We start from the raw sequence: 25,042 nt of genomic DNA, 5'->3' as shown, positions 1-25,042 counted from the left end.
TACGGCCAAGGGGACGCTCACGTTACGATCGCGCATCATGCACATCACCACATCCATCAAGCCGGCCTGGCACGCATTCTGGACCCTGCGCAAGCACCACCCCGGGCCATGGTGGATGCGTCCGGCGATCGCCAGCGGCTTGGCCACGCTGGCATGGGCGGCACTGGGTCTGCTCGGCCTGACCGACATGCTGACCATCGAGACGCGCGATCCCGATTTCATGCGGCGTCTGGTGATTGGCGTGTTCCTGTTGTTCCAGTCGATCGCCTGGACGATGCTGGCGCTGGTGCGCGCCGTCGAGTGGCTGCTGTCCGCAGAACGCCTGGCCGCGCTCTCGCCGGTGCGCGACTGGCGCGCGGCCGTGGCGGTCGGCGCCATGCTGGTCGTCGGTATCATGGCCGGCAACCTGGTCGGCAGCGGTGCGCTGGCGATGGTCTACCCGGGCAGCGAATTGTCCGGTGGGTCGGTGCTGCGGCGCCAGATCCGTTTTTTGCAATTCTTGCCGTTCCTGGCTGTCGTGCATGGCATCTTCTGGCGTCTGCGCCTGCAGCGCCATGCCCTGCAGGCGCAGGCGGCCGAAGCGCAGTTGCGCCTGCTGCATGGGCAGATAGAGCCGCATTTCTTGTTCAACACCCTGGCCACGATCGAGTCGCTGCTGGCGTACGATCCGGCGCGCGGACGTGAGATGCTCGAAGCGTTTTCCGACCACCTGCGTTCGAGCCTGTCGCAGTTGCGCGGACCGGACGCCACGTTGGATGCCGAACTGGCGATGGTGACGACGTACCTTCGCCTGCTGCACATCCGGATGGGGCAGCGGCTTGTGTTCACGGTCGATGCCAGCATCGAGGCACGCGCCGCGCGCATGCCGTCGTTGCTGCTGCAACCCCTGGTCGAGAACGCGATCCGGCATGGCCTGGAACCGAAGGTTGGCGGCGGCAGCGTGCGTATCGATGCGCGCGTCGAACAGGGCCGGCTCGTGATCCGCGTGGTGGACGATGGCCTGGGCCTGGAGGTTCCATCACGCTGTGCGCGCACGGGCGCCGGTATGGCGTTGGAGAATATCCGCGCGCGCCTGCACCATCGCTACGGCGAGGGTGCCTCGCTCGCGCTCGAGGCCAGCGCCGACAGCGGTGGCACCAGAGCAACGCTCGACCTGCCGTATCATTCCACACCATGACCACCGCCCTGATCGCCGACGACGAACCACACCTGGCCCGCCACCTGGCCACAAGTTTGCAACAGCTCTGGCCGGAACTCGAGATCGTCCACGTGGCAGAAGACGGCATCGATGCCGCCGCCGCCATCGCCAGGTTCATGCCGGATCTGGCGTTTCTCGACATCCAGATGCCGGGCCTGTCCGGTCTTGAAGTCGCGCAGGGGATCGAGGGCGCCACGCGCGTGATCTTCATTACCGCGCACGACGAGCACGCGCTCGAGGCGTTCGAGCACGCGGCGCTGGACTACCTGCTCAAGCCCCTGCGCCTCGAACGCCTGCAACGCACGCTCGCGCGCGTTCGGACAATGTTGCAGGCACCGCCGATGCCCGAGACCACCGCGCTGGCGAGCGTGCTGGAACAGTTGATGCGCACGAACACGGGGGAGGGTGAGCGCCTGCACTATGTGCGCGCTGCCAAGGGCGGGTTGGTCCACAACGTGCCGGTGGGCGATGTGCTGTTCTTCCAGGCCGATGACAAATACACGGTCGTGCGCACGGCAGGCGATGAATACCTGATCCGGACACCGATCGCCGAACTGGCTTCGCGCCTGGATCCGGCGCATTTCCGGCAAGTGCACCGCGCCACCATCGTCAACCTGGCCCATCTCGTTGGTACCCGGCGCGACGAGGCCAGCCGCCTGTTCCTGTGCATGCGGGGCCATGCGGCCGAGCTGCCGGTGAGCCGCGCCTACGTGGCCTTGTTCCAGGCGATGTAGCGGCCTGCTTGCCACTCGTCGGCCGCATTGTCGATCCGTCGCGATGCGGCTGCGCGGGCACCCTCGTGCTGGCACTCTGGCGCCATTGACCACGAGGAGCCCCTGATGAAAACCCTGATCGTTTCCCTGTCCCTGCTGTGCGCGATCGCTGCCGCCGATGCCGCAGCAGCCCCCGCCAAGCCTGTTTCCGCGCCCCCGATGGCCACGGTTCCGACCGGCCAGTTCACGATGGGCAGCACCGAACCGCGCATCGGCGACGGCAGCCACAATCCGGCCGAACAGCCGCCGCACCTGGTGCGCATCCAGTCGTTCCGCCTGGCCCGTTACGAGACCACGGTTGGCCAGTTCCGTCAGTTTGTCGCGGCGACCGGTTACCGGACGCAGGACGCGTGCTGGCAGTTCGACCGCGCCGACGGCATGGCCCGCAAGGACGTCAAGTGGGATACGCCTGCCCATGCGCCGGGCGAGTTCCACCCGGTGCTGTGCGTGACCTGGGACGATGCGAATGCGTATGCCGCCTGGCTCTCGGGTCAGACCGGGCGGCGCTTTCGCCTGCCGAGCGAAGCGGAATGGGAGTACGCCGCGCGTGCCGGGACGACCACGCGTTACCCGTCCGGCGACGATGCCGACGGCCTGTGCGCGTATGCGAACATGAAAGACCGGCGCTTCAAGGCCGCGCTCAAGCAGGACTATGGCCTGGACATGTTGGCGACCGATTGCGACGACGGCGCTGCCTTGACGACGGTGGTCGGCATGTATCCGGCCAATGCCTTCGGCCTGTACGACATGATCGGCAATGTGGCGGAATGGGTGGCCGACTGCGAACACCCGGATTACCAGGGCGCGCCGGCGGACGGCACGGTCTGGCGTGGCGCTTGTGAGAAAGAGAATGAATATTTCATCACGCGCGGCGGCAGCTATGCGTCGGCGCGGACGGTGTTGCGCAGCGCTGCACGCGGCCATGGTGGCCGAACCAATGCCAGCAGCCTGGGCGAAGGGTTCCGTATTGCCGAGGATATCGGGGCGTGTGATGAAACGTGCGCGGTGAACGACGCCGACTTCGACGCCGCACTGGCGCTGGCCCAGAAGACCGAGCGTGACAGGCGCCTGAACTAGTACGCGTCTACAGCTGCGTCTACAGCTGACTCTCGCGCCTGGCCCGCCGCCGCCAGCGCAGCAGCCCGGCCGAATAACAGGCGAAGTAGCCGCTGGTCAGACCCACGCACAGCATGGTCAGCGGGCTGTCGCTCAGCTGGGGCGTGGGCAAGCCCTTGCCCTGGTTGGCGTAGATCTCGACGCCGATGTACAGGATGCGCGCCACCAGAATCATTGCCATCACCAGGCCCAGACGGGCGTTCGGCGTGAAGAAGTAACCCTCGGGCGTGTCCTCGAAGCGCGACAGCTTCAGGCCCCACACGCCGTAGCCGATGCCGCCGGCGGCGCCCACCAGCAGCGCCGCCAGGTTGTACGGGCTGGCGAATAGCTGCGCCGCCGGCACCAGGATCATCGCGCCGAATACCAGGATGCCCGTGTAATGGCGCTGGTAGATCGAGCGCTGGCGCAGCATCTGCTTCTTGATGCGCGCGTAGATGCGCCAGACCAGCAGCGGAGTCAGGACGAGCAGGGCCAGGGTGGTGATCGAAAGTTCCATGGGGACGGTCAGCAGGCGGTGTTCGGAAAGACCGCATTGTAGCCCACTGCCGGCGCGCGCCGCGCCGCAGGAGCGCATGCTAAGGTGGCCCAATCAGCCAATCGAGGAGGACCGCATCATGCAAGCAGGCCATACCGCGCAATCAGCGCCGCCGTATTCCATCCACGCCCATCGCGCGCCGGATCCTGCGCCCGTCGACGATCCGATGCCCGATCCGTTCGAGGCGCCGCATCCGCATCCGCACCACCAACCGGGCCATCTGCCGCACGATGACGAGCCGGTGCCCGATCCGAACCCCAGCTGACGCAGGTTGGCGGCGGGTGCTACCATGGAGCATTGCCGCTTTACTGTTGGACGCAATGAAATACCGACTTTTCCTGTTTGACCTCGACGACACCCTGCTCGATTTCCGGGCTTCCGAACAAGCTTCCTTCCAGCGCACGATGGCGCACCTCGATCTGCGTGACGGCCTGGACGTCCTGTTCGCGCAGTACCAGATGACCAATGTCGCGCTGTGGCGTCTCTTCGAACAGGGCGCCGTGTCGAAGGATTTCCTGCGCATCGAACGCTTTCGCAAGACCTTCGCCGACAACGGGATCGACCTCGATCCGCACGTCGCCAGCGATGTGTACAGTGAATCCCTGGCCGATACCGTCGTGCTGGTCGATGGCGCCGTAGAGGTGTGCGAAACGCTGGCCGCCATCGGCGAAGTGGGCATCATCACCAATGGCGCGCACGCGATCCAGCACCGGCGCATTGCCAGTTCGGGGCTGGCCCCGTCGCTGTCGTTCGTGGCGACGTCCGAAGCCTGCGGCTTCGCCAAGCCGGACAGCCGCTTCTTCGAGTACACCAGCAAGATGGCGCGCACCTTCACCAAGCCCGATACGGTGATCGTGGGCGACCGCCTGGACGCCGACATCCTCGGTGCCAACCGCTTCGGCATCGACAGCGTCTGGTTCAATCCGGGTCGCATGGCCAACGAATCGCTCGCCATTCCCACCTGCGAAGTCGACAGCCTGCACGACATCGACGCCTCATTGCGCCGCCTGGCCCTTGCCTGAATCGGCGCCGGTGGCGCTGAAGGCCGCGCCGGACACCCGGTTGCGGCCCGCGGCCTTGGCCTGGTAGAGCTGCATGTCCGCGCGCACGACCAGGTCGGCGGTGCTCAAGGACTCCTTGCCGCCAGGCTCGAAGGAGGCCACGCCCAGGCTGGCCGTAATGGTCTCGAAGGGCGATTCCACGTGCGCGATGCGCAGGCCGAGGATGTCCTGGCGCATGCGTTCGGCAACGGCCAGCGCACCCTGCAGATCGGTCGCCGGCAGGATGATGGCGAATTCTTCGCCGCCGTAACGGGCGGGCAGGTCGCCGGTGCGGTTCAGGCTGGCAGCCAGCACGCCACCCACGCCCTGCAGGCAGGCATCACCGGCCGGATGGCCGTAATGGTCGTTGTACTTCTTGAAGTAGTCGATGTCGAGCAGGATCAGCGCCAGCGGCGCATTGCTGCGCTGCGCGCGGCGCCATTCGTGGTCCAGCATGTCGTCGAAGCGGCGCCGGTTGGCCAGTTGCGTGAGCTTGTCGGTGTGCGCCAGTTCGTGCAGCCCCTGGTTATCGCGCTGCAGGTCTTCGGAATAGGCGCGCAGGGTCTGGTCGAGCCGGTCGCGGATTGCGATCTGCCGCACCAGCTTGCGCCCGAACAGCGTGAACAGCGCAGCGATCAGTAGCGTGACCGCGCCGATCAGAAGGCTCGAGCGCTTCCAGTCGCCCAGCAGTTCGTCCTTGGTCTGGCCGACAGCGATCACGAATGGAAAACGGTCGAGCCGGCGATAGCTGTACAGCCGTTCGATCCTGTCGACCGTGGCGGTCAGGAACTCGGCGCCGGCCGACTGGTTGCGGATCGCCTCGAACACTACCCCATGCGACAGGTTGGTGCCGATGATCTTTTCGTCGAACGGGCGCCGGTAGACCACCGTGCCGTCATCCAGCGCCAGCAGCACCGTGCCGGTGCGGCCGACATCGAGGTCATCGTAGATTTGCTCGAAGAAGTTCACCTTCAGCGTGACCAGCACGACGCCGGCAAAGCTGCCGTCGGCATGGTCGATGCGGCGCGACACCGGCAATACCCAGATGTTGCTCGAGCGGCTGCGTACTGGATGGGCCACGTGGATGGCGCGCCCCGGATGCTCGCGGTGGTACTGAAAATACGCGCGGTCTGCGTTGTTGGCCATGACCGGCTGGTCCAGCGACGTAGCCAGCCACGCGCCATCTTCCCCATACATGAAGATGCCGTGCAGCTCGGGCGTCGTGTGGGTCAGGTCGACCAGGTGCGCTTGCAGCCGCGCCAGCGCTGAGGGGCTTGTGCCATCGTGTTCGACGCGCTCGGCGACATTGGCCAGCGCCATGCTTGTGGTCTTCATGGCCGATTCGACCTGGGCTCCGACCATGCGCGCGACGTTGCTGATCGCCACCGTGGTCTGCGCGATCTGCGCCTGGCGCGTCGTCTCGATGAACCACGCGGCAAAGGCCACAAGCAGGATGCAGGCCAATACCGTCGCGGCGACCACGAAGCGCACCACGGGCCTGCGCTTGCTGGACAAGCGCAGAAAATCGAGGGCCGGATTGTCGTTGGATGGTGTCAATGCGCCTGCGCTCCATGGAATGCGACCGGGGTTACGCATCGGCCTGGTGTGATGCGAGGTTCTCCCGAGCCTATTGTGCCACCGGCGTCGATGCTATGGCGCAAGCCGCCGTGCCTGGCCGGCCGGTCCATTCATGAGAGAGCGTCATATCCCCCATGAGCGAATCGGCCTTACTCTCGCGCGCCAGCAGGGCTATAGTGGTTGCTGGTAGATTCACCCAGTGTCGCCGCGCCTTTGCGCGACCCTGCGACCCTGCGGCCATCCCGCTAGTTCAAGTAAACAAGCAAGACCACCACAAGGATTCCCATGACTGTCAAAGCCTATGGCGCCTACGCGCCCGACCAAGCCCTCGAATCGATGGACATCACGCGCCGCGCACCTGGCGCGCACGACGTGCAGATCGCGATCGACTTCTGCGGCGTCTGCCACTCCGATCTGCACACCGTGCGCGGCGAATGGGCCGGCTCGCAGTTTCCCTGCGTACCAGGCCACGAGATCGTTGGCCGCGTCTCGGCCATCGGCGCCCACGTCACGCAGCACAAGGTCGGTGACCTGGTCGGCGTCGGCTGCATGGTCGACTCGTGCAAGGCGTGCGCCGATTGCGGCGAAGGCCTCGAAAACTATTGCGACAACATGGTCGGCACCTATAACGGGCCAACCCCGGATGCACCGGGTCACACACTGGGCGGCTACTCCGAGCAGATCGTCGTGCACGAGCGCTTCGTGCTGCGCGTGACGCACCCGCAAGAGCAGCTGGCCGCCGTGGCGCCGCTGCTGTGCGCCGGCATCACCGTCTGGTCGCCGCTGCGGCACTGGAACGCCGGTCCCGGCAAGAAGGTCGGCATCGTCGGCATCGGTGGCCTGGGCCACATGGGCATCAAGCTGGCCCACGCCATGGGCGCGCATGTGGTGGCCTTCACGACGTCGGCATCCAAACGTGACGATGCGCTGGCGCTGGGCGCCGATGAAGTCGTGATCTCGAAGGATGCCGACGCCATGGCGGCGCAGGCCAAGACGCTCGACCTGATCATCAACACGGTGGCCGCGCCGCACGACCTGGACGCGTTCCTGCAGATCCTCAAGCGCGACGGCACCATGGTGCTGGTCGGTGCGCCGGATTCGCCGCACCCTTCGCCGCAGGTGTTCAACCTGATCATGAAGCGCCGCGCGATCGCCGGTTCGATGATCGGCGGGATCCCTGAAACCCAGGAGATGCTCGATTTCTGCGCCGAACACGGCATCGTGTCGGACATCGAAATGATCCGCGCCGACGAGATCAACGGCGCCTACGAGCGCATGCTCAAGGGTGACGTCAAGTACCGCTTCGTGATCGACAGCGCCACGCTGGCCGCGTAAGTTCCCTTCAGCCCCTGGCGGGCTGCTTCTCCGCTCCTCCTGCGCCCCCGGTGCAGGAGGAGCGTTTGTTTTCACCTCTTGTCTTTGCTATGAATCCTACTATTTCCGTCGCTTGCGACAGCAAGCCGGCCGGGCCCGCGGCATGGGGCGCCGTGCTGGCGATGTCGCTTGCCGCCTTTGCCCTCGTCGCGTCCGAATTCATGCCGGTCAGCCTGCTCACGCCACTGGCGGCCGACCTGCGCATCACCGAAGGCCAGGCCGGGCAGTCGATCGCCATTTCCGGTGCATTCGCGCTCCTGACCAGTCTGTGCCTGACGTCGGTCGTGGGGCGGCTCGACCGCAAGACGCTGCTGCTGGCGCTGACCGGCCTGATGATCGCCTCGGGTACCGTGGCCGCGTTTGCGCCGAACTATCCGCTGTTCATGGTCGGCCGCGCGCTGATCGGCGTGGCCATCGGCGGCTTCTGGTCGATGTCGGCGGCCACCGCGATGCGCCTGGTGCCCACGGCCGACGTGCCGCGCGCGCTGGCGATCCTCAATGGCGGCAATGCGCTGGCCACGGTGATCGCGGCGCCGGCGGGCAGTTACCTGGGCGGGGTGATCGGCTGGCGCGGCGCCTTCTTTTGCCTGGTGCCGGTGGCGACGGTGGCCCTGGCCTGGCTCTGGTTCAGCCTTCCGGCGCTGCGCCCCGAGAACCGGCAGGCACCAGCCAGCATGTTCGCATTGCTCAAGCGTCCCGCAGTCTGCCTGGGCATGGCGGCGGCGAGCCTGTTCTTCATGGGGCAGTTCGCGCTGTTCACCTATTTGCGGCCGTTCCTTGAAACCGTGACCCGCGTCGATGTGTCGACGCTGTCGCTGATACTGCTGGTGCTGGGTGTGGCCGGCTTCATCGGCACCACGCTGATCGGGTCCGTGCTCAAGGCACGCATGTATCCGGTCCTGATCGCGATCCCGCTCATCATGGCGGCGATCGCAGCGGGACTGCTCATCGTCGGCCAGTCAGTGGCGGCAACGACGGTGCTGCTGGCCATCTGGGGACTGGTGGCGACGGCGGCGCCGGTGGGCTGGTGGACCTGGCTGGCGCGTACGCTGCCGCGCGATGCCGAAGCTGGCGGCGGCCTGATGGTGGCGGTGGTGCAGCTGGCGATCATGCTGGGCGCCACCGGTGGCGGCCTGCTGTTCGATGCCAGCGGCCATGGCGCCACGTTCGGGTTCAGTGCCGCCGTGCTGGTCGCGGCCAGCTTGCTGGCATTACTGGCGGCGCGCACCGGCCGCGTCGATCAACCCGTATAACGCAGCGCGTCGATCACGAGGCCCAGTGCGCGCGATGAATGGCGCCGGCTCGGGTAGTAGGCGTGCAGGCCGGGAAAGCTGGGACACCAGTCTTCCATCACGCTGACCAGGCGCCCGGCCTCTACATGCGGCGCGACCAGGCTCTCGGGCAGGAAGGTCACGCCCACGCCGTCGAGCGCCGCAGCCAGCATGTGATGGACGTTGGTAAACACCGCCTGGCCGCGCACGCGCGCCTCGATCGGCTGGCCGTCATGCAGCAATTCCCACGCATACAGCCCGCCGCTGCTGGCCAGCCGCAGGTTGATGCAGTTGTGCGTCATGAGATCCTGCAACGAGGCTGGCGCTGGCTGGCGCGCGAAGTAGGCAGGCGCGCCCACGATCCGCATCGGCACGTCGGCCGTCAGGCGCACGGCGATCATGTCCTTTTCTACCTGATCGCCATGGCGCACGCCGATGTCGAAGCGTTCGGCTGCGATGTCCACCAGGCGGTAGTCCGAGCTGATTTCGATGTGCAGCTCGGGATACTGCGGCAGCAGCGGCGCGATGCGTGGCCATAGCACCGTGTCGATCACGTGGTCAATCGCCGTGATGCGCACGGTGCCGGCGGGCTTGTCGCCCAGGTCGGTGATGGCCGTGATCTCGGCATCGATTTCTTCCAGCCGCGGCCCCACGTTCTGCAGCAGGCGCTCGCCCGCCTCGGTGGGCGAGACGCTGCGCGTCGTGCGCGTGAGCAGGCGCACACCCAGGCGCTCTTCGAGCCCGCGCACGATGTGGCTGAGCGCCGATTGACTCATGCCCAGCTTGGCGGCGGCGCGCGTGAAGCTGCGCTCGCGCGCAACGGCGATGAAGACGAGGATATCGTTGATGTTGTCGCGGGCCATGCGGGCTCAGACCTGATCGGCCTCGCCGCCGCTGCGGGTGCTGCGCAACCAGTCGCTGCCCTTGCCAGCCAGCGCCGTATCGATGACGCCCTGCGGCAGGCTGTAGACGGTGGCCCAGGTGGCGCGCCCGTCGATATCGTTGGACGGGAAGCTGGTGGTCTCGATCGGCCAGTGGTACTTGCGTTTCAGCGCGCGCACGATGGCGGCCAGCGTCACGCGTCCGCGCAGCGGTTCGCTGCCGGCCTGGTCGGCGTTCGACAACAGGACGGCGAGTACCGCGCCGCGTGCGGTGCGTGGGCCGGGGAAGATGGGATGTTTGCTTGCCATGGGCAGATTCTACCCGGCCAGCGCAAAGTTCGCGCCGCGCGGCTGGCGGTTCGCGCCGCCCGGGCGCCACTTCGTCGCACGGGATGCCGCGGCGCCCGGCGCGTCCGCACAATGCATGCATCTTCTACCTGTTACGGAGCCCGCCATGCTGATCCAGATCCTGACCCACACGCCCCTGTATGTCTGGGCCATCCTCGCGTTTCTGCTCTGGCGCGGCGTCGCCGAGATGCGCGATCGCGAACTGACGCTGCGCCGGATGCTGATCCTGCCGCTGGTGATGCTGGGATTGTCGCTGAACGATATGGCGCTCAAGTTCGACATGGGAATGGTGCTGGTCGCCGCCTGGGGCACTGGCTGTGCGGCATCGGCGCTGCTGGCCTGGCGCTTCGGCCGCACGCGCATCGCGGCAGGCACGGCGCCCGACCGGGTGCTGGTGCGCGGCAGTGCGATGCCTTTGATGCTGATGCTGGCCATCTTTCTGACCAAGTACATCACGTCGGTGGTGCTGGTGATCCAGCCGCAGCTGGCGCAGCAGCTGGCGGTGGCCGCGACGATCTGCCTGGTGTTCGGTGTGTTCAACGGGGTGCTGCTGGGCCGCCTGGCACGCATGGCGGGCGCCGTGGGACAGCAGCGGGCAGGGTTGCCCGCCGCTGTCTAGACCAGCTTAATCGAACGCCCACGAATAGAGGATATCGAGCGCGCTGTTGGTCCCGGTCTGGAACTGCAGCGAGATACGCGGCGTGAGCTTGTAGCGCAGGCGCACGAGACTCGATGCAGTGCTGGTGCCTTGCTCGAAACTCAGGTAAGCGCGCTGCGAGATGCGCTTGCCGACCGTGACCACGGTGCTTTCCAGCCCCGAACCGCTGCCGCCGCCGGCGCCCTGTTTCAGGCCCAGTTCATCCACGCCCAGCGAGTTGGCGATCTTCGACTGGATGCCACCGGTGCCGCCACTGCCGCCCAGCAGGGCGCTGGCAGCTGCAGTCAGCACGCCTTTCTGGTCGCCGCTGGCCGCTTCCATGCCCTGACCCAGCACGAGCCACGACAGCTTGTCGCTGTCGGACACGTTCGGCGTCGACACCAGCCGCGCCGTCGGCGATTGCGCCGTGCCGCGCACCTGCACGCCGGCTTCGACGTTGGTCTCGGACAGCTGTTCGCCCTCGGGGCGCTTGCGCACCGCGAGGATGTCGAGCGACGGGTTGTCGTACGGGCCGCTGAAGGTCATCACGGCGCGTTCGATCGACAGGTTCTGGCCATACGCGGCGTAGGTGCCGTTCAGCGCGCGGATGGTGCCGTTGATGCGCGGCTGGCCGCTGCCCGTCATGCGCACGCGCGCGGTGCCGGCCAGGTAGGCGTCGATGCCCATCGCGCGGATGTGGAAGTCGTCGCCCAGGTCGGCCGCCAGGTCCACCGTCAGCGGCACTTCCTTTTCATTGGTCTTCGGCGTCGGCTTGGTGGTGGCGCGACCCAGCACGATGACGTCGTCCGAGATCGTCGGCGTGCCTTGCGGCGCGAATTCGATCAGGGCGCGGTCGGCGCGGAATTTGCCTTCCAGTGCGAAGCGGCTGGCGTCACGCACCAGCGACGCCTGGCCGCTCAGGATCACGGTACGGTCCGGGCGCGACAGGGCCTCGAGCCTGTCCATGTTGAGACGAATGTCCATCGTCGGTGCGCCATCTGCGAAGCGCACGTAGCCGCTGGCGGCGGCGCCGCCCTGGCGGCCCTGGAACGACAGCTTCTCGATGCGCAGCTGGTCGCCGCCAAGCAGCGCGCGCAGTTCGCCATTGCGCAGGTTCACGCCCTGTTCGGCCCAGCGCACACCCAGCTTGTCGCCGTCGAGATTGCCGTTTAGGCTGGGTTTACCGATCGTGCCGCCACCCGTCATCGCCACGCGCAGCGCGCCGTCGAGTTCGAGGCCCGGCTGGCCGGCCAGCGCCGCGAGCCAGGCGATCGACGGGATATTGGCATTGGCCGTCATGCGCAGCGGGCTGTCGCTCTCGAGCCGGCCGTTGATCATCTGCGCATTGGCGTCGATCTTGGCCACGCCGGTGCGGGCGCCGTCCAGATCCAGGTTCACGCGCAAGCTGCTGCCGACCACTTCGGCACGCGCCTCCAGCTGGCGCAGTCCGAGCGCCACGGGCGTGTCGCCACCGACAATGGCGTCGCCCTTTTCACGGAACACGCGTACATTGCCGGCCAGCGAAGGCGCAGCGCCTTGTGCCTGCGGCGCGCGCATGTCGACCGACCAGGCCGCGCCCAGCGTCAGGTCGCCGCGCGCGTTGTCGGCCAGGCTCGGGGAGAACTGCGCCAGGTACGTCAGCGGCACATTGTCGGCATGGCCGCGGCTGGCCCAGCGCGGGCCATCCTTGGTCAGCGCGTCGACCGTGATGCTGCCGTTTGGCAGGGCGATCACGGCGCCATTGAAGGCGATGCGTTCGGGGCTGGCCAGGCCGGCGAAACCGCCGCCCGGTGCGCCGCTGACGGTCAATGGCACCGGCTTTTGCAGGTTCATCGCATAGCGGCCACGGTTCTGCAGCGCAGCCAGCGTGCCGCTCCAGGTATCTTTCGAGAAGGCGCCACGCAGTTCGGCATTGGCATCGAACGCATCGCCCAATGCCGACAGGCGCAGCGTGTGCGCGCCGCGCGTGCCGTCGGTTTTCAGGCGTACGGATGCCACGCGCGTGTCGCCGTTGACGTAGTCGAGCACCTCGACATCGGTCACCAGTGGATCGCTCGCGCCGCGGCCGGAACCGAGGTTGGCGCTGGCTTTGAGCGAGCGCACCGTGTGCGTGCCCATGGCGCGCAGGTTCTGGCCCGCGATGGTCGCCGTGAGGGATGGCGTGTCGGCCGTGCCGGACAGGACGCCCGAGCCGCGCAGTACGCCGCCGTACTCGGGACCGAACGCGGCCAGCTGCGGCGCATCGATGCGCCAGTTGAGCGCATCGCGCGCGGCGCCAAAGCTGCCGGTGGCGGCGATGACGTTCGGACCCACGTGCAGATCGACGTTGGCGTCGGATACGTGGCGGCGGTCGGCCGCCAGGCGCGCATGGCCCCAGAACGGCGAATTGGCCAGCGTCGAATCGACCACCTTGAGGTCGAGCGCGCCGCGCCAGTCGGTGCCGGCGCGGCCGCTGCCGGTAAAGGTCGAATTGATATTGCCGGCCAGCGGTGAGCCGAAGGCGGCCGGGTTGAAGCGTTCGGTCGCGCCGGTGGCCTTGACTTCGACCACACGTGCATCCTCGGGGCCGCCCAGCCAGGCTTCGCCCTTGGCGCGCACGACGCCGCTGTTGTTCTTGCGCTGGGCGTCGACCCAGCCCAGGTTGCGCGCGTTGACGTCGAACGTCGTGCGCGGCGCAGTCATGGTGCCGGTGACGACGCCGTTGGCCACCACCGCGCCATACAGGTCGGCGCGCACGGCGGCGAGCTGGCGGCCATCCAGGCGCCATTGCAGGCGATCGCCCGCGCCGCCGAACGCGCCTTTCAGGTCGACCGTGTTCTGGCCCAGCGCCAGGTTGGCGTCGATGCCGGCGATGCGCTTGGCGTCGGCCGTGAGTTTGCCCTTGCCGCTGAGCGGCTGGTTCATCAGGCGGCTCTGGCGCACGGCGAAGTCGGCGTCGACCTTCCATTCGGGCGTGAGGACGCCGGCGGCGTTGACCGTGGCGTTGATGTCGGCTGCGGGCAGGTCGCCGAATTCGGATGGATCGAAGCGGCTGGCATTGGCCGTGGCCTTGAACGCCTGGTCGCCTTCGAGGTTCATGGTGCCGCTGGCCGTGACGCTGCCGCGTTTGGCGCGCAGCGTCGCTTCACGCAGCGTGGCCACATTGTCTTCCAGTGTGGCCAGCGCCGTCAGGCGCAGGCCGGCATCGATCAGGTTCGCCTCCAACGTCTGGCGCGTCGCTTCGTTGATGACCGCGATATCACCCTTGATCGCCGTCGGCTTCATGGCCGAGTGGATTTCCTTGAGGTTGAAGCGGTCGGTGTGCAGCGCAAAGCGCGCGGTACCGATGCCTTCTTCGTCCTTCGTGCGCTGCACGCCGCCGGTGCCGGTGAATTTGCCGGCCGCGCCGAAGTCGAGCAGCACGTTCGAAACCGCAAGCGCCGACAGGTTGCCGCCCAGTTGGCCGCGCGCGGCGCGCAGTGGCAGGCGTTGCTGGTCGATCGTGCCTTCCGGCCCGGTGTTGGTGATGTCGACGCTGCCGCTGATATTGCGTTGTTCGTCCAGCTTGCCGACGACCGCGAAGGTCAGGTCGGCAGTGGGCAGGGCAGGGTTGAAGAAGCCTGGATCGACGTTGCGGCCATTGATGCGCAGCGCGCGTAGCGGGATCTCGGCGTACGGCGCGAGCGTGAAGTGGGCGTCGCCGATGGCGCGTCCGGCGGTGCCGGTGGCGTCGATCTGCGTGGCATTCTGGATGTCGCCGCCGACCTTGATCTGCAACTGCGCAGCGCGTGCGCCGGCACTGGCCTGCGATTGCGTCAGGCTGCCCGCCGCGTCGATTTTAAAGGGACGGGCCGCGCCAACGGTGGCATTGGCGGCGACCTGGCCCCACGGCGTGGCCGCCGTCGCGTTCTGCACGACCCAGCTGCGCTTGTCGCCCTTGGCGCGCGCGCGGATATTGTCGATGCGCGTTTCGGCGCCGCCGATATTCACCATCGTCATATTGGCCAGGCGAGCGTCGTCGACCTCGATCCGGAATGGCGGCGCCAGGCTGGTCGGGAGCACGGACGGCTCGTCGGTTTCCTTGAGCGTCTGCATGCGCACGCTGGCGGCCCACAGCTGGTCGATCAGGATGCCGCCCGACAGCACCTGGCCGGGCGACCAGTCGATGTCGATCTTGTTGGCGGTGATGACCTGCTCGTCGGTGCGCCAGATCAGGCGTTCGATGTGCATCTTGCCGTACAAGGTGCCGCTCACGCCCGTCAGCGTGAGTTTGCCGCCGGTGGCGCTGGCAACGCGCTGGGCGATCATTTGCAGGGTGGTTTCGCGGCCCAGGTACCAGAGCGTGCCGCCGACGATGACGCCGGTGGCAACGAGGCCGATCGCGACGCGGCGCGGCCAGCGGCGTGGCTGGGTTGTCTGGGCTTGGTCAGGCGCCGGCGCCTGTTGCTTTGCAGCGTTATTGTCAGGTGTATCCATCAGAACGTGAATCCGAGTGAGAAGTGCAGGCGCGCCTTGCGCACCGCGTGGCCGTAGGCCAGGTCGACATTGATCGGACCGACCGGGCTGCGCCAGCGCGCGCCCACGCCATAGCCCGACTTGGGATTGAGGTCGCCGAACTTGTCGGCGGCATTGCCGACGTCATAGAACACGGCCACGCCCCAGGGCGGCTTGAACCAGTACTGGTATTCGGCGCTGGCGGTGGCCAGATAACGGCCGCCCACGGTCGCGCCGTTTTCCTGCACACCCAGCTCCTGATAGCCGTAGCCGCGCACCGACTGGTCGCCGCCGGCGCGGAACAGGAAGGTGCTCGGCACGCCGAGCTTTTCTTTCGAGGCCACGGCGCCGGTTTCGCCGCGCAGGATCAGCGTGCCGGCCGGGCCCAGCGGCTTGTAGTAAATGCCGCGCAGGTACATGCGCAGGAATTTTTCGTCCGTCAGGATCGGCAGCACGGCGCCGCCGAGCTGCGCGTTGACCACATAGCCGTTGGTCGGCAGGATCAGGCTGTCGAGTTTGCGCTTGGTGATGCTGTAGGTCAGCGGCAGGCTCTTGGTGCGCGTGGGTTCGAGGCCCTCGACTTCGCGTTCTTCGGTCAGCGCTTCGAGCGTCACGCTTTGCTCCAGCAGCGGCGAGCCCCAGGCGCGGCGCGCGGCGACGCTGGCCAGCGTGGTCAGTTCTCCGCGCAGATCTTCGCGCTCGACACCGGCGCTGATGCTGTCGTTGTAACCCTTGGCCGTGGTTGGCCAGAACAGTTCGCCCTTGGCGGTCTGGCGTTTCTGTTCGTAGATCAGGTCAGTCTTCAAGCGCTTGCCGAACACGTTCAGGTCGTCGTAGCTCAACTGCGCGCGGCCGCCTGTGTCGGTCGAAAAGCCCACGCCGGCCTCGACGTTCTTTTGCTTGTTTTCGGTAACGCGCACGATGACCGGCAGCGTGGTCGGGCCGGTCGCCGGCTCGGGCGTGGCCGGATCGGCATCGCTGTCGGCGTCTTCCTTGATGTCGGCGATTTCGGCGTTGAGCACGGCGCGCATGTCGGCGCTCACTTCGACGCTGGCGAAGTAACCGGTGTCCTGCACGCGCGATTGCAGCGCCTGCAGCGCGGCTTCGCTGTACTGGTCGCCCGGATTGATCTTGTTGAGGTTGGTGATGACTTCGGCCGGATAGCGCTTCAGACCGCGGATACGCAGGTTCCCGAAGCGCATCTCGGGGCCCGAATCGATCACCACACGCAGCAGCGCGCGGCGCGAATCCGGGTCGACGGTCGCGCTGGTTTCGACCAGGCGCGCGCGCGGGAAGCGGCTCTGCGCGATGTCGCGCACCAGGCCTTTCTTGGCGCCTTCCCAGTCGGACTGGCGGAACTGGCTGCCCACCGGCAGCGTCCAGCGGTTGCGCAGGGCGCCCGCGTCGAACGGCGCGCCGCCTTCTTCAAAAGCGGCGAAGCCCTGCAACACCAGGTCGACGTCGCCAACCAGCACCGGCTGGCCCGGATCGACGATCACGCGCGCAACCGGGCGTGCACCGCTGGTATCGAGGCCGACCGAGACTTTTGGTGAATAGTAGCCCTCGGTGGCGATCAGGCTGGTGGCTTGCGCGGGCGCTTCTTTCACGAGGCGCTGCAGCTGGTCGATGTCGACGCGCGAATTGCCGCGCCAGCGCATCAGGTCGAGGTTCTCTTCAAGCAACTCCTCCAGCGCGCGCGGCGCGTCGATACGCACCGTGTAATCGACGCCGGTGGTGCTTTGCGCATGGACAGCGGTGGCAAACATGAATGCGCCAACACCCAGCAGGGAGCGTTGCAGCAGCGGAGGAAGTGTGCGCTGGCGGGGACCCTTGCGCAGGTGGGGATTCGATCGTGACAACGTGACGCTCCATTGGGTGACTCGTTCGCATCTTAACTGATTGGCAAAGTCGATGGCGGACGTGAAATGTTGCGCGCGCGCGTCTGGACAAACACCGCTTTATGGGCCACGGCGCCCGCGATCTGTGCCAGAATTGACGGTTGACCCCTGCCTTTTACTTCCTTTTACCACCATGACCATCCTCTCCACCGACACCGCGCTCGTCCTGTTCAGCGGCGGCCAAGACTCCACCACTTGCCTGGCCTGGGCGCTGCAGCGCTATGCGCGGGTCGAGACGATCGGCTTCGATTATGGCCAGCGCCATGCGATCGAGCTGGCCGTGCGCCCCGGCGTGCTGGCCAAGCTGCGCGCGCTCAATCCCGACTGGGACACGCGCCTGGGCGACGATCACATGATCGACCTGTCCTTGATTTCCAAAATTTCCGACACCGCATTGACCAGCAATGTCGCGATCGAGATGCAGGAAAACGGTTTGCCGAATACGTTCGTGCCGGGCCGCAATCTGATGTTCATGACGGTGGCGGCGACGGTGGCGTACCGGCGCGGGCTGAACGTGCTGGTGGGCGGGATGTGCGAGACGGATTTCTCGGGCTATCCGGACTGCCGCGACGACACGATGAAGGCGCTGCAGGTGGCGCTCAACCTCGGCATGGCCACACGGCTGAAGGTCGAGACGCCGCTGATGTGGATCGACAAGGCGCAGACCTGGGAACTGGCGGAGCAGGAGGGTGGCGAAGCGCTGGTCGATCTGATCCGCTTCGATACGCACACCTGCTACCTGGGTGAGCGGGGCGAGGCGCACGCCTGGGGTCACGGCTGTGGCACGTGCCCGGCGTGCGCCCTGCGTGCGCGGGGTTACGCGCAGTACGTGGCGCGCTAGGCTTTTACGCTGCCGCGGCCTTGTCCAGCGTGACCGGGCGCGGCCGGCGCATGGCGTACCACACGAGCGCCACGACAACCACCAGCGGCAGCAGCAGCGGCGACATGGCGAGCGCCAGCACGAGGGCGCCAATCGCCAGCGAGCCGATCAGGATCACGCCGACCCCGGCAAACACCACCGCCAGCACCGCTACCGTGATCACCGAGATGAACACGGCCAGCAACATGCCGCCACCCGTGAACAGCGTGGCCAGCAGGAAGCCCAGCGGGCCGTCGATCTGGTCGCCATCGAGATTGACCGTCATGTCGCCGCTCCAGGTAAACACATTCCACAGCATGGCGGCAAACAGGAACAGGATGACGTAGGGGGCGTATTTTTTCATGGCAGTCCTCGCGAATGGTTGGGTTGAGCGGTTTGGTCTTGCATGCTCGAACTGTATGCGCGGCGCGCGCGTGCAGCCAGCCGCGTGCGACAGGCTGCATGATTTACGGGATGAAATGTGCATAGGCCGGGTCAACCAGAATCGCCGCGAATTCCGTCCTTGTAATCACGGCAGCGTTTCCTATACTGACAGCCTGCTCTGTTTCAGGGGGACCCCATGTACGCTGTGCCCAATGCCTTCCACGATGTGGCCCATGCATCGGGCGGACCGAAGGATCCGCCCTCGGCGCCACCGGCCATTCCGCCCATCATCATCACGCCGTTCAACCGCGATACGCCGGCGCCCAACGGCGATCCGCGCCCGATCCCTGTTGGCCCGCCGATCATGCCGCCACCCGGCCCGTCGTGGCGCTGTCCGCGCATCGTCGACGATTGTCCGGCTTAGTTATCGACTATTTCAGCCAATCGTCCGCGGCAGCGTCGTGCGGCCTTTTTCATGGGGCCGGTTTCCTCTATGATCGTGGTTTTGGGCGCGCAAGCGCCGAGGACACCGACCCATGAACGACCAGATGCTGGACCCCGAGAGCGACGACGGCAGCGAGGACACCGGCCCCGTGCAGCAACCCCGGCTGTGGCAGGGCAATGGCTGGACCGCGCGCGTGATCAAGAACGACGACGATGAAGGCTGGGCCGTGGCGATGTACAAGGATGGCGAGCCCGAACCGGCGCTGGTCGGTCCCTGGACCATGGGCCGCGACAAGAAGAACCCGAAGCCGCTCGACACCAATGCCTTCAACACGCTGATCAAGACGGCGTCCGAAGTCATTCGCCGCCACGAGCAGCACATGCACGCGATCCTGCACAAGAACCTGTACATCTTCACCGAGCAGGGCGAACTGAAAGTGACGCTCGATATCGTCCCGGATGACGACGATCCGTACGCGATGCTGGCCGCCACCGACGAGATGGGCGAGCAGGTGGCGCGCGTGCGCGTGGCGCCTACCTTCAAGCTCACGCCAAGCTCGGCGCAGGCCTGGGTCGAGAACGACTTCCGCGCACCGCGCTAAAAAGCCACAGCCGGGTGCGGCAAGCTGCTGCGTCCGGCCCCAAGCTGCTACTATTTCCCCTGCGCATCATCAGATGCATTCTGTGAACAGGTAGGGGGAAGTATGGAACGTCTTGACCGGCTGGAAGCGGTGCAGTCGATGTTGCTCGATATCGGGCAACTCTCGACCAGCTGCAGCGACATCACCGCATTCATACGGGCCGTGCACTGCGCGCTGGGCCGCATCATGTATGCGGCCAACTTCTATGTGGCACTGGCCGACCGCGAAGACGGCACCGTGCGCTTTCCCTATTTTGTCGACGAAGCCGACGGCGCGCGCGATCCGCTCGAGCGTATCCGGCTCGCCTCGCCCGACCAGTCGCCCACGGCCTGGGTACTGCTCAATCGCCAGCGGCTGGTGCTGACGGCGGCCGATTTCAACGAGCGCCACCGCAAGGCGGCCGGGCGCTGGGGCAACGGCAGCACGCCGGAGCACTTTGTCGCCTGTCCGCTGCTCGACCAGAACCAGCAGGCGCTGGGCGCGATCGTCATCCAGAGCTACTCTGCCGAGCAGACCTACAGCGAGGAAGACATTGCGCTGTTCGGGCTGATCGCCAACCACGTCTCGAACGCGCTGCAGGGCCTGCAAAGCATGGACCGGCTCGAGCGCGCGGTCTCGGCGCGCACGGCCGCGCTGGCGCACGAGGTGGCCGAGCGTCGCCGCGCCGAAAAGATCCAGCATGCGTTGTACGAGATTGCCGACCTCTCGGCGCAGGCGCTCGACACCGACCAGCTCAGCGCCAGCCTGCACCGCATCATCGGCGAGCTGATGGTGGCCGACAACTTCCTGATCGGGCTGTACCACGAGCGCACGCAAGAGATCAGCATCCCGTACTTCGTTGATCAGAAAGACAGCGCGCCGCCGCTGCTGCGCTTCCCGTTCGGCAAGGCAATGTGCTCGCACATCCTGTCGACCAAGCAGGCGCAGCTGCACGACGTGGCCAGCTTCGAGGCGCTCGTTGCCGCCGGCACCGTCGCCGAGCCGCTGGGCAGCACGGAGATTGCCAGCTGGATGGGCGCGCCGATGCTGGTCAACGACCAGCCATACGGCGTGATCGTGGTGCAGAGCTACGACCCGGCGATCGTCTACAGCAAGGCCGACCTCGACCTGCTGGCGTTCATGGCCAGCCACGTGGCCGTGGCGATTGCGCGCATGCAGGCCGACCGCAGGATCCGCAAGACCAAGGAAGCTCTCGAGCAGCAGAACGCGGCGCTGAACGACGCGCTGCACGCACTGCAGGAGGCGCAGTCCGAGCTGGTGCGGCAGGAAAAACTTGCGTCGCTCGGCCGCCTGGTGGCCGGCGTGGCGCACGAGATCAACACGCCGTTGGGCATCTGCGTCACGGCCACGAGCCACCTGGTGCAGGAACTGAAACTCACGCGCGAAGAACTGGCAGCAGGGGAGATGACCGCGGAGAGCCTGGAGAGCTTCTTCGACATCGTCGACCAGTCGCTGCGCATCATGACCACCAACACGCAGCGCGCCGCCAACCTGGTGCGCAGCTTCAAGCAGGTGGCGGTGGACCAGTCGTCGGACGATATCCGCAGCTTCAACCTGGGCGCGTACCTGAACGAGGTACTCCTGTCGCTGCACCCGAAGCTCAAGGGCCGCCCGGTGAAGGTCGCGGTCGATTGCGCGCCCGACCTGATGCTCGAGAGCTTTCCCGGGGCCGTGTCGCAGATCCTCACCAATATGGTCATGAATTCGCTGGTGCACGGCTTCGAGCACGAGCAGCCCGGCAACATCACGCTGCGCGCCGCGCTGGGCAGCGATGGCTGGGTGGTGGTGGAGTACGCCGACGATGGGGCAGGGATGGATGCAGCGACGCTCGACAAATTGTTCGATCCGTTCTTCACCACGCGGCGCGGCACCGGGGGCAGTGGCCTGGGCGCGCACATCCTGTACAACCTGGTGACCGGCGCGCTGGGCGGGACGGTGCGGGCCACGAGTGCGCCGGGGCAGGGGCTGACGTACCACCTGCGTTTCCCCCGTTCGCAGCGCAAGGAAAAACTGGCTGCCTAAGGCCCTGATCGTGCGCGCACGTGTGGCGCCGTACAGATAGGTTGCGGCAGGTTCTCTACGCTTGGCTCCCCATTTGGAGAGTCCATGAACGAAAACAAGCAAGACGCGCCACGCCAGGGCTCGCAAAAAGTCATCTATGCGGCCATTGCCGCCAACTTGGGCATCGCGGTGGCCAAATTCATCGTCGCCGGCATCACCGGCAGTGCGGCGATGGTGGCCGAGGGCATCCACTCGGCTGTCGATACCGGCAATGAATTCCTGCTGCTGCTGGGCGAACGCCGCAGCGCCCGCGCGCCTGACCGCAAGCATCCGTTCGGCTACGGCAAGTCGCTGTATTTCTGGGCGCTGATCGTGGCGCTGTCGGTGTTTTCGCTGGGCGGTGGCTTATCGATCTACCATGGCGTCGCTGCACTGCAGAACCCGCCGCCACTGGAAGACCCGATGTGGAGTTACGTCGTGCTTGGCGTGGCTGCCCTGTTCGAAGGGTATAGCTGGAACGTGTCGCGCAAGGAGCTGAACACGGCGCGCAAACCCGGTGCGACGCTGTGGCAGGCCGTCCGTGCGAGCAAGGATGCATCGGTCTTCACGATTTTCATCGAGGACTCTGCCGCGCTGCTGGGCCTCGGGATTGCCGCCGCCGGCATCGCGCTGGGCCATTATTTCAACAATCCGTACATTGACCCTGCTGCTTCGATCGTGATCGGCCTGCTGTTGCTCGGCGCCGCCGTCATGCTGGCGCGCGAGACTGGTGGCCTGCTCGTGGGTGAAGCGATCGACCATGACGAGCTGGCCGCATTGAAGGCGCTGTTCCTGCGCGAGCCGGCGCTGGACAGCGTGGCCAGCCTGCGCACGATGCAGCTGGGGCCGGAAGAAGTGCTGCTGGCCGCGTCGGTCCAGTTTCGCCGGGGGCTGTCGATCGACAAGGTGGAGGCCGCGATTGGCCGCATCGAAACCGCAGTGGCCGCCGAGCATCCAGTGATCCGTCAAATCTATTTCGATGCGTCGGCGCTGCGCGCTGCGTTCAAGTAATCGATAGGCTCGTCTAGAGCGCAGCTCAGTCGGGCCACTGCGCGTTGATCGCCAGCGCCTTGTCCATATTGCGGATCAACAGGTCGACATAGGTCGGGTCGAGGTGGTGCCCGGCCACCTCGCGCAGGTGTTCCGTCACTTTCGCGGCCGGCCACGCTTCCTTGTAGCAGCGCGCGTGACTCAGGGCGTCGAACACGTCGGCCACCGCCACGATGCGCGCGTACGGGTGGATGTCCTGCCCGCGCAGGCCTTGCGGGTAGCCGGTGCCGTCGAATTTTTCGTGGTGCTGGTGTGCGATCACCGCCGCCGCCTTCAAAATGGGGCGCTGCGAGCCGTCCAGGATCTGCAGCCCCACGGTCGGGTGCTGCTTCATGATGGTCCACTCGGCATCGGTCAGCTTGCCGGGCTTGAGGAGCACCGCATCGGGCGTGGCGATCTTGCCGATGTCGTGCATCGGTGCGGCGTGCATCAGCACCGCCGTCTCGTCTTCGGGCATGCCTGACGCCTGGGCCAGCATGTAGCAGACCTGGGACATGCGGCGTACGTGGTTGCCCGCCTCGTGCGAGCGTGATTCGACGACGTCGCCCAGGCGCAGGATCAGTTCGGCCTGGGTATCGGTAATTTCCTGGTTCAGCAGGATGTTGTCAAACGCGATGGCCACACCCGAGCAGAATACCTCGAGCATTTGCGCATCGATGTCCGAGATTTCATCCACACCCTTGAGCACCAGAAGCGACGCCTTGCCGCTGTTGTTCGGGAAATAGCCGACATAGGTGTCGCCGTGCAGGCGCGAAATGCGGTTGTGGCGCGCGTCGTCCAGCTGCGCCACCAGTTCCGGACCGATCTCGTCGCCCTCCATGTCGCCGATCTGGGCCAGCACTTCGTACTGGCTCTGGCCGGTGATCACGCTGGCCGCCTTCAGGCGCAGCAGCATGCTCTGTTCCAGGCGCAGCAGCGCCACGACCTGCAGCAACAGGCCGTTGGCGAAGTCCTTCAGGTTGCGTTGCTGGAAAATGTGGGCGGACGCGGCGATCACGCGTTCCAGGCCTTCGCGGTAGGTTTGCTGGACGCGGCGCGATTCCTCGACCTTCATGATGTCGCGGTAGGCGCGCAGCGCGGCAAACGTCGTCGTAAACAGCTTGGTGCGATCGAGCTCGGTCTTTTCCTTGTAGTCGTTGATGTCGTAGTCGACGATCACGCGCTCTTCCGGCGCCTGGCCCGGCTGACCGGTGCGCAGCACGATGCGGGTGAACTGGTTGTCCAGGTCCTGGCGCATCCAGCGCGCCACTTCCAGGCCGCTGTCTTCGCGCTCCATGACCACGTCGAGGAACACGAGCGCGATGTCTTTCTCGCGCGCCAGGATTTCCTTGGCTTCGGCGCCACTGTAGGCATGCACGAATGCGAGCGCCCGGCCGTCGAGGCGAAAGCGCGTCAGCGTCAGTTTGGTGATGTCGTGGATGTCGGGTTCGTCGTCTACCAGCAAGACTTTCCAGGGTGCGAGTTTGGGCGCAGCGGACGACAAGAAGGACATGGACGATTCCGATTCGTGGGGGAGGCCAGGGTTAAGCGAGCAGACTATTTTTTTCACAACAAAAGTAGCCCGGAGTCAAGCCGATTGTAGTACGGCGCATGATCCTTAACAAGAAGCAATATTAAAATTGTGACTGACGGATGTAACATCTGCCTTGCTGCGTCGGAAATGCTGTTGCAGCGACGTGACAGGGCGCGTTACGTATAGCGTTTTTGGCAACGCTCGCAGTAGAAGCTGCGCCGGTCCGAGGTGCCGAGCTTGGCTTTTGAATAGGGGATGTCGCAGCGCGGGCAGATCTTCTTGGCGTGGGCCAGCCAGTGTTCCTTGAGCGTGAAGGCTTTTTTCCAGCCCAGGAAGTCGAAGCTGTACTGCCGCGCTTCGTCCACCAGTGCGCGCAGCTTGGGCGCGGGCAGCGCGCCCATCGTCGAAAGGGGATGGACACGGATCCTGAACAGCACTTCGTTCTTGATGATATTGCCCACGCCCGAGAAGATCTCCTGGTCGAGCAGCGCGTCGCAGGCCAGCATGTCGGGCGCGGCGCGCAGCTTCTTGCGCGCCTTGACGGGGTCCCAGGTCGTGCCCATCACGTCCGCGCTGAAGTCGTAGTCGTCGAAGGTGGCGCGGTCGATCTCGCGAATCGCGCAGGCATAGAAATTCATGGCGCCGCCGTCCTCCACGCTGATGGACAGGCGCGGCGGCTTGTCGCGGTCCTCGTCGATTCGGTAGGTGCCGAACAGCAGAAAGTGGACGCGCAGGATGACGTCGGGCGTCTCGATCAGGAAGTGCTTGCCCCAGGTATGCAGGCCGGTGATGCGCTGGCCCACGAGGCGCGCCGGATCGAGCGTTTTCAGATTGCCGCTGGCGCGTACGATGGTTTGCCCCACGAAGCGCGTGGTCTGTTCCTTGAGCATGTACAGCGTTGGACCTTCTGGCATGGTGGCCTCCTTGATGCATTCTTATATGGCACTATCTTTTGGTCATGTTCGGGGCCTAACATTTGGATACAAGTT

The 25,042-nt window shown here is 66.0% G+C and carries 22 protein-coding genes; 13 read left to right on the top strand and 9 right to left on the bottom strand.

What is annotated here, in order from left to right:
• Positions 1 to 37: 37 nt before the first annotated feature.
• From IFU00_20235 to IFU00_20225, 3 genes are all read left to right on the top strand, one after another.
• On the top strand, positions 38 to 1,177 hold the full coding sequence (locus IFU00_20235) for a histidine kinase (GenBank protein MBD8544610.1): 1,140 nt from the start codon (positions 38 to 40) through the stop codon (positions 1,175 to 1,177).
• A complete protein-coding gene (locus IFU00_20230) occupies positions 1,174 to 1,932 on the top strand; it encodes a response regulator transcription factor (GenBank protein MBD8544609.1) in 759 nt (252 codons plus the stop codon). Before IFU00_20235 ends, IFU00_20230 begins: the two co-directional genes overlap by 4 nt.
• 105 nt (positions 1,933 to 2,037) lie before the next feature.
• The gene (locus IFU00_20225) at positions 2,038 to 3,048 is read left to right on the top strand and encodes a formylglycine-generating enzyme family protein (protein ID MBD8544608.1); all 1,011 of its coding nucleotides are present in this window, start codon (positions 2,038 to 2,040) and stop codon (positions 3,046 to 3,048) included.
• Between the two features lie 19 nt (positions 3,049 to 3,067).
• Here the strand turns inward: IFU00_20225 and IFU00_20220 are convergent, their stop codons facing one another.
• Positions 3,068 to 3,583: a hypothetical protein gene (locus IFU00_20220; protein MBD8544607.1), complete on the bottom strand. Its 516-nt coding sequence runs from the start codon at positions 3,581 to 3,583 to the stop codon at positions 3,068 to 3,070.
• Between the two features lie 118 nt (positions 3,584 to 3,701).
• Here IFU00_20220 and IFU00_20215 point away from each other — a divergent pair, with 118 nt between their 5' ends.
• On the top strand, positions 3,702 to 3,887 hold the full coding sequence (locus IFU00_20215) for a hypothetical protein (protein MBD8544606.1): 186 nt from the start codon (positions 3,702 to 3,704) through the stop codon (positions 3,885 to 3,887).
• Positions 3,888 to 3,942: 55 nt separating this feature from the next.
• Positions 3,943 to 4,644, top strand: coding sequence for a noncanonical pyrimidine nucleotidase, YjjG family (locus IFU00_20210; protein MBD8544605.1), 702 nt, complete (start codon positions 3,943 to 3,945; stop codon positions 4,642 to 4,644).
• Here IFU00_20210 and IFU00_20205 read toward each other — a convergent pair.
• Positions 4,618 to 6,258, bottom strand: coding sequence for a sensor domain-containing diguanylate cyclase (locus tag IFU00_20205; protein MBD8544604.1), 1,641 nt, complete (start codon positions 6,256 to 6,258; stop codon positions 4,618 to 4,620). The genes IFU00_20210 and IFU00_20205 overlap by 27 nt on opposite strands.
• Before the next feature lie 267 nt (positions 6,259 to 6,525).
• On the opposite strand from IFU00_20205, the gene IFU00_20200 reads away from it, so the two are divergent.
• Together IFU00_20200 and IFU00_20195 are read left to right on the top strand one after the other, a co-directional pair.
• Entirely contained in the window at positions 6,526 to 7,575 is a 1,050-nt protein-coding gene (locus IFU00_20200) for an NAD(P)-dependent alcohol dehydrogenase (protein MBD8544603.1), read from the top strand.
• 89 nt (positions 7,576 to 7,664) lie between these two features.
• The gene (locus tag IFU00_20195; protein MBD8544602.1) at positions 7,665 to 8,867 is read left to right on the top strand and encodes an MFS transporter; all 1,203 of its coding nucleotides are present in this window, start codon (positions 7,665 to 7,667) and stop codon (positions 8,865 to 8,867) included.
• Here the strand turns inward: IFU00_20195 and IFU00_20190 are convergent.
• Together IFU00_20190 and IFU00_20185 are read right to left on the bottom strand one after the other, a co-directional pair.
• Positions 8,855 to 9,748 (bottom strand): LysR family transcriptional regulator, encoded by an 894-nt coding sequence (locus tag IFU00_20190; GenBank protein ID MBD8544601.1) that lies wholly within the window; start codon positions 9,746 to 9,748, stop codon positions 8,855 to 8,857. The genes IFU00_20195 and IFU00_20190 overlap by 13 nt on opposite strands.
• Positions 9,749 to 9,754: 6 nt before the next feature.
• Positions 9,755 to 10,075, bottom strand: coding sequence for a hypothetical protein (locus IFU00_20185; GenBank protein MBD8544600.1), 321 nt, complete (start codon positions 10,073 to 10,075; stop codon positions 9,755 to 9,757).
• Positions 10,076 to 10,220: 145 nt separating this feature from the next.
• On the opposite strand from IFU00_20185, the gene IFU00_20180 reads away from it, so the two are divergent.
• Positions 10,221 to 10,733 (top strand): hypothetical protein, encoded by a 513-nt coding sequence (locus IFU00_20180; protein MBD8544599.1) that lies wholly within the window; start codon positions 10,221 to 10,223, stop codon positions 10,731 to 10,733.
• A gap of 6 nt (positions 10,734 to 10,739) precedes the next feature.
• Here IFU00_20180 and IFU00_20175 read toward each other — a convergent pair whose 3' ends face one another.
• Both IFU00_20175 and IFU00_20170 read right to left on the bottom strand, forming a co-directional pair.
• Positions 10,740 to 15,206 (bottom strand): translocation/assembly module TamB domain-containing protein, encoded by a 4,467-nt coding sequence (locus IFU00_20175; GenBank protein ID MBD8544598.1) that lies wholly within the window; start codon positions 15,204 to 15,206, stop codon positions 10,740 to 10,742.
• The gene (locus tag IFU00_20170) at positions 15,206 to 16,990 is read right to left on the bottom strand and encodes an outer membrane protein assembly factor (protein MBD8544597.1); all 1,785 of its coding nucleotides are present in this window, start codon (positions 16,988 to 16,990) and stop codon (positions 15,206 to 15,208) included. Before IFU00_20170 ends, IFU00_20175 begins: the two co-directional genes overlap by 1 nt.
• A 265-nt stretch (positions 16,991 to 17,255) precedes the next feature.
• On the opposite strand from IFU00_20170, the gene queC reads away from it, so the two are divergent.
• Positions 17,256 to 17,963, top strand: a complete 708-nt coding sequence (queC, locus tag IFU00_20165) for a 7-cyano-7-deazaguanine synthase QueC (GenBank protein MBD8544596.1) — start codon at positions 17,256 to 17,258, stop codon at positions 17,961 to 17,963.
• A 4-nt stretch (positions 17,964 to 17,967) separates the two neighbouring features.
• On the opposite strand, the gene IFU00_20160 is transcribed toward queC, so the two are convergent.
• Positions 17,968 to 18,345, bottom strand: a complete 378-nt coding sequence (locus IFU00_20160; GenBank protein MBD8544595.1) for a hypothetical protein — start codon at positions 18,343 to 18,345, stop codon at positions 17,968 to 17,970.
• Between the two features lie 216 nt (positions 18,346 to 18,561).
• On the opposite strand from IFU00_20160, the gene IFU00_20155 reads away from it, so the two are divergent.
• The 4 genes from IFU00_20155 to IFU00_20140 all read left to right on the top strand — a co-directional run bounded on the left by IFU00_20155 (position 18,562) and on the right by IFU00_20140 (position 22,501).
• A complete protein-coding gene (locus IFU00_20155; protein ID MBD8544594.1) occupies positions 18,562 to 18,789 on the top strand; it encodes a hypothetical protein in 228 nt (75 codons plus the stop codon).
• Positions 18,790 to 18,913: 124 nt separating this feature from the next.
• A complete protein-coding gene (locus IFU00_20150) occupies positions 18,914 to 19,411 on the top strand; it encodes a hypothetical protein (GenBank protein MBD8544593.1) in 498 nt (165 codons plus the stop codon).
• 102 nt (positions 19,412 to 19,513) lie between these two features.
• The gene (locus IFU00_20145; GenBank protein ID MBD8544592.1) at positions 19,514 to 21,472 is read left to right on the top strand and encodes a GAF domain-containing protein; all 1,959 of its coding nucleotides are present in this window, start codon (positions 19,514 to 19,516) and stop codon (positions 21,470 to 21,472) included.
• A gap of 84 nt (positions 21,473 to 21,556) precedes the next feature.
• A complete protein-coding gene (locus tag IFU00_20140; GenBank protein ID MBD8544591.1) occupies positions 21,557 to 22,501 on the top strand; it encodes a cation transporter in 945 nt (314 codons plus the stop codon).
• A 25-nt stretch (positions 22,502 to 22,526) separates the two neighbouring features.
• Here the strand turns inward: IFU00_20140 and IFU00_20135 are convergent, their stop codons facing one another.
• Positions 22,527 to 24,032, bottom strand: a complete 1,506-nt coding sequence (locus IFU00_20135; GenBank protein MBD8544590.1) for a DUF3369 domain-containing protein — start codon at positions 24,030 to 24,032, stop codon at positions 22,527 to 22,529.
• A gap of 197 nt (positions 24,033 to 24,229) precedes the next feature.
• Positions 24,230 to 24,967 carry an endonuclease gene (locus IFU00_20130; protein MBD8544589.1) on the bottom strand — a complete coding sequence of 246 codons (738 nt, stop codon included), beginning with the start codon at positions 24,965 to 24,967 and terminating at the stop codon, positions 24,230 to 24,232.
• Positions 24,968 to 25,042: the final 75 nt, after the last annotated feature.

The sequence above is a fragment of the Oxalobacteraceae sp. CFBP 8761 genome (assembly GCA_014841595.1).
GTDB lineage: Bacteria > Pseudomonadota > Gammaproteobacteria > Burkholderiales > Burkholderiaceae_D > Telluria.
The sequence above is the reverse complement of the archived record's forward strand: the minus strand, read 5'-3'. Positions and strand labels throughout refer to the sequence as shown.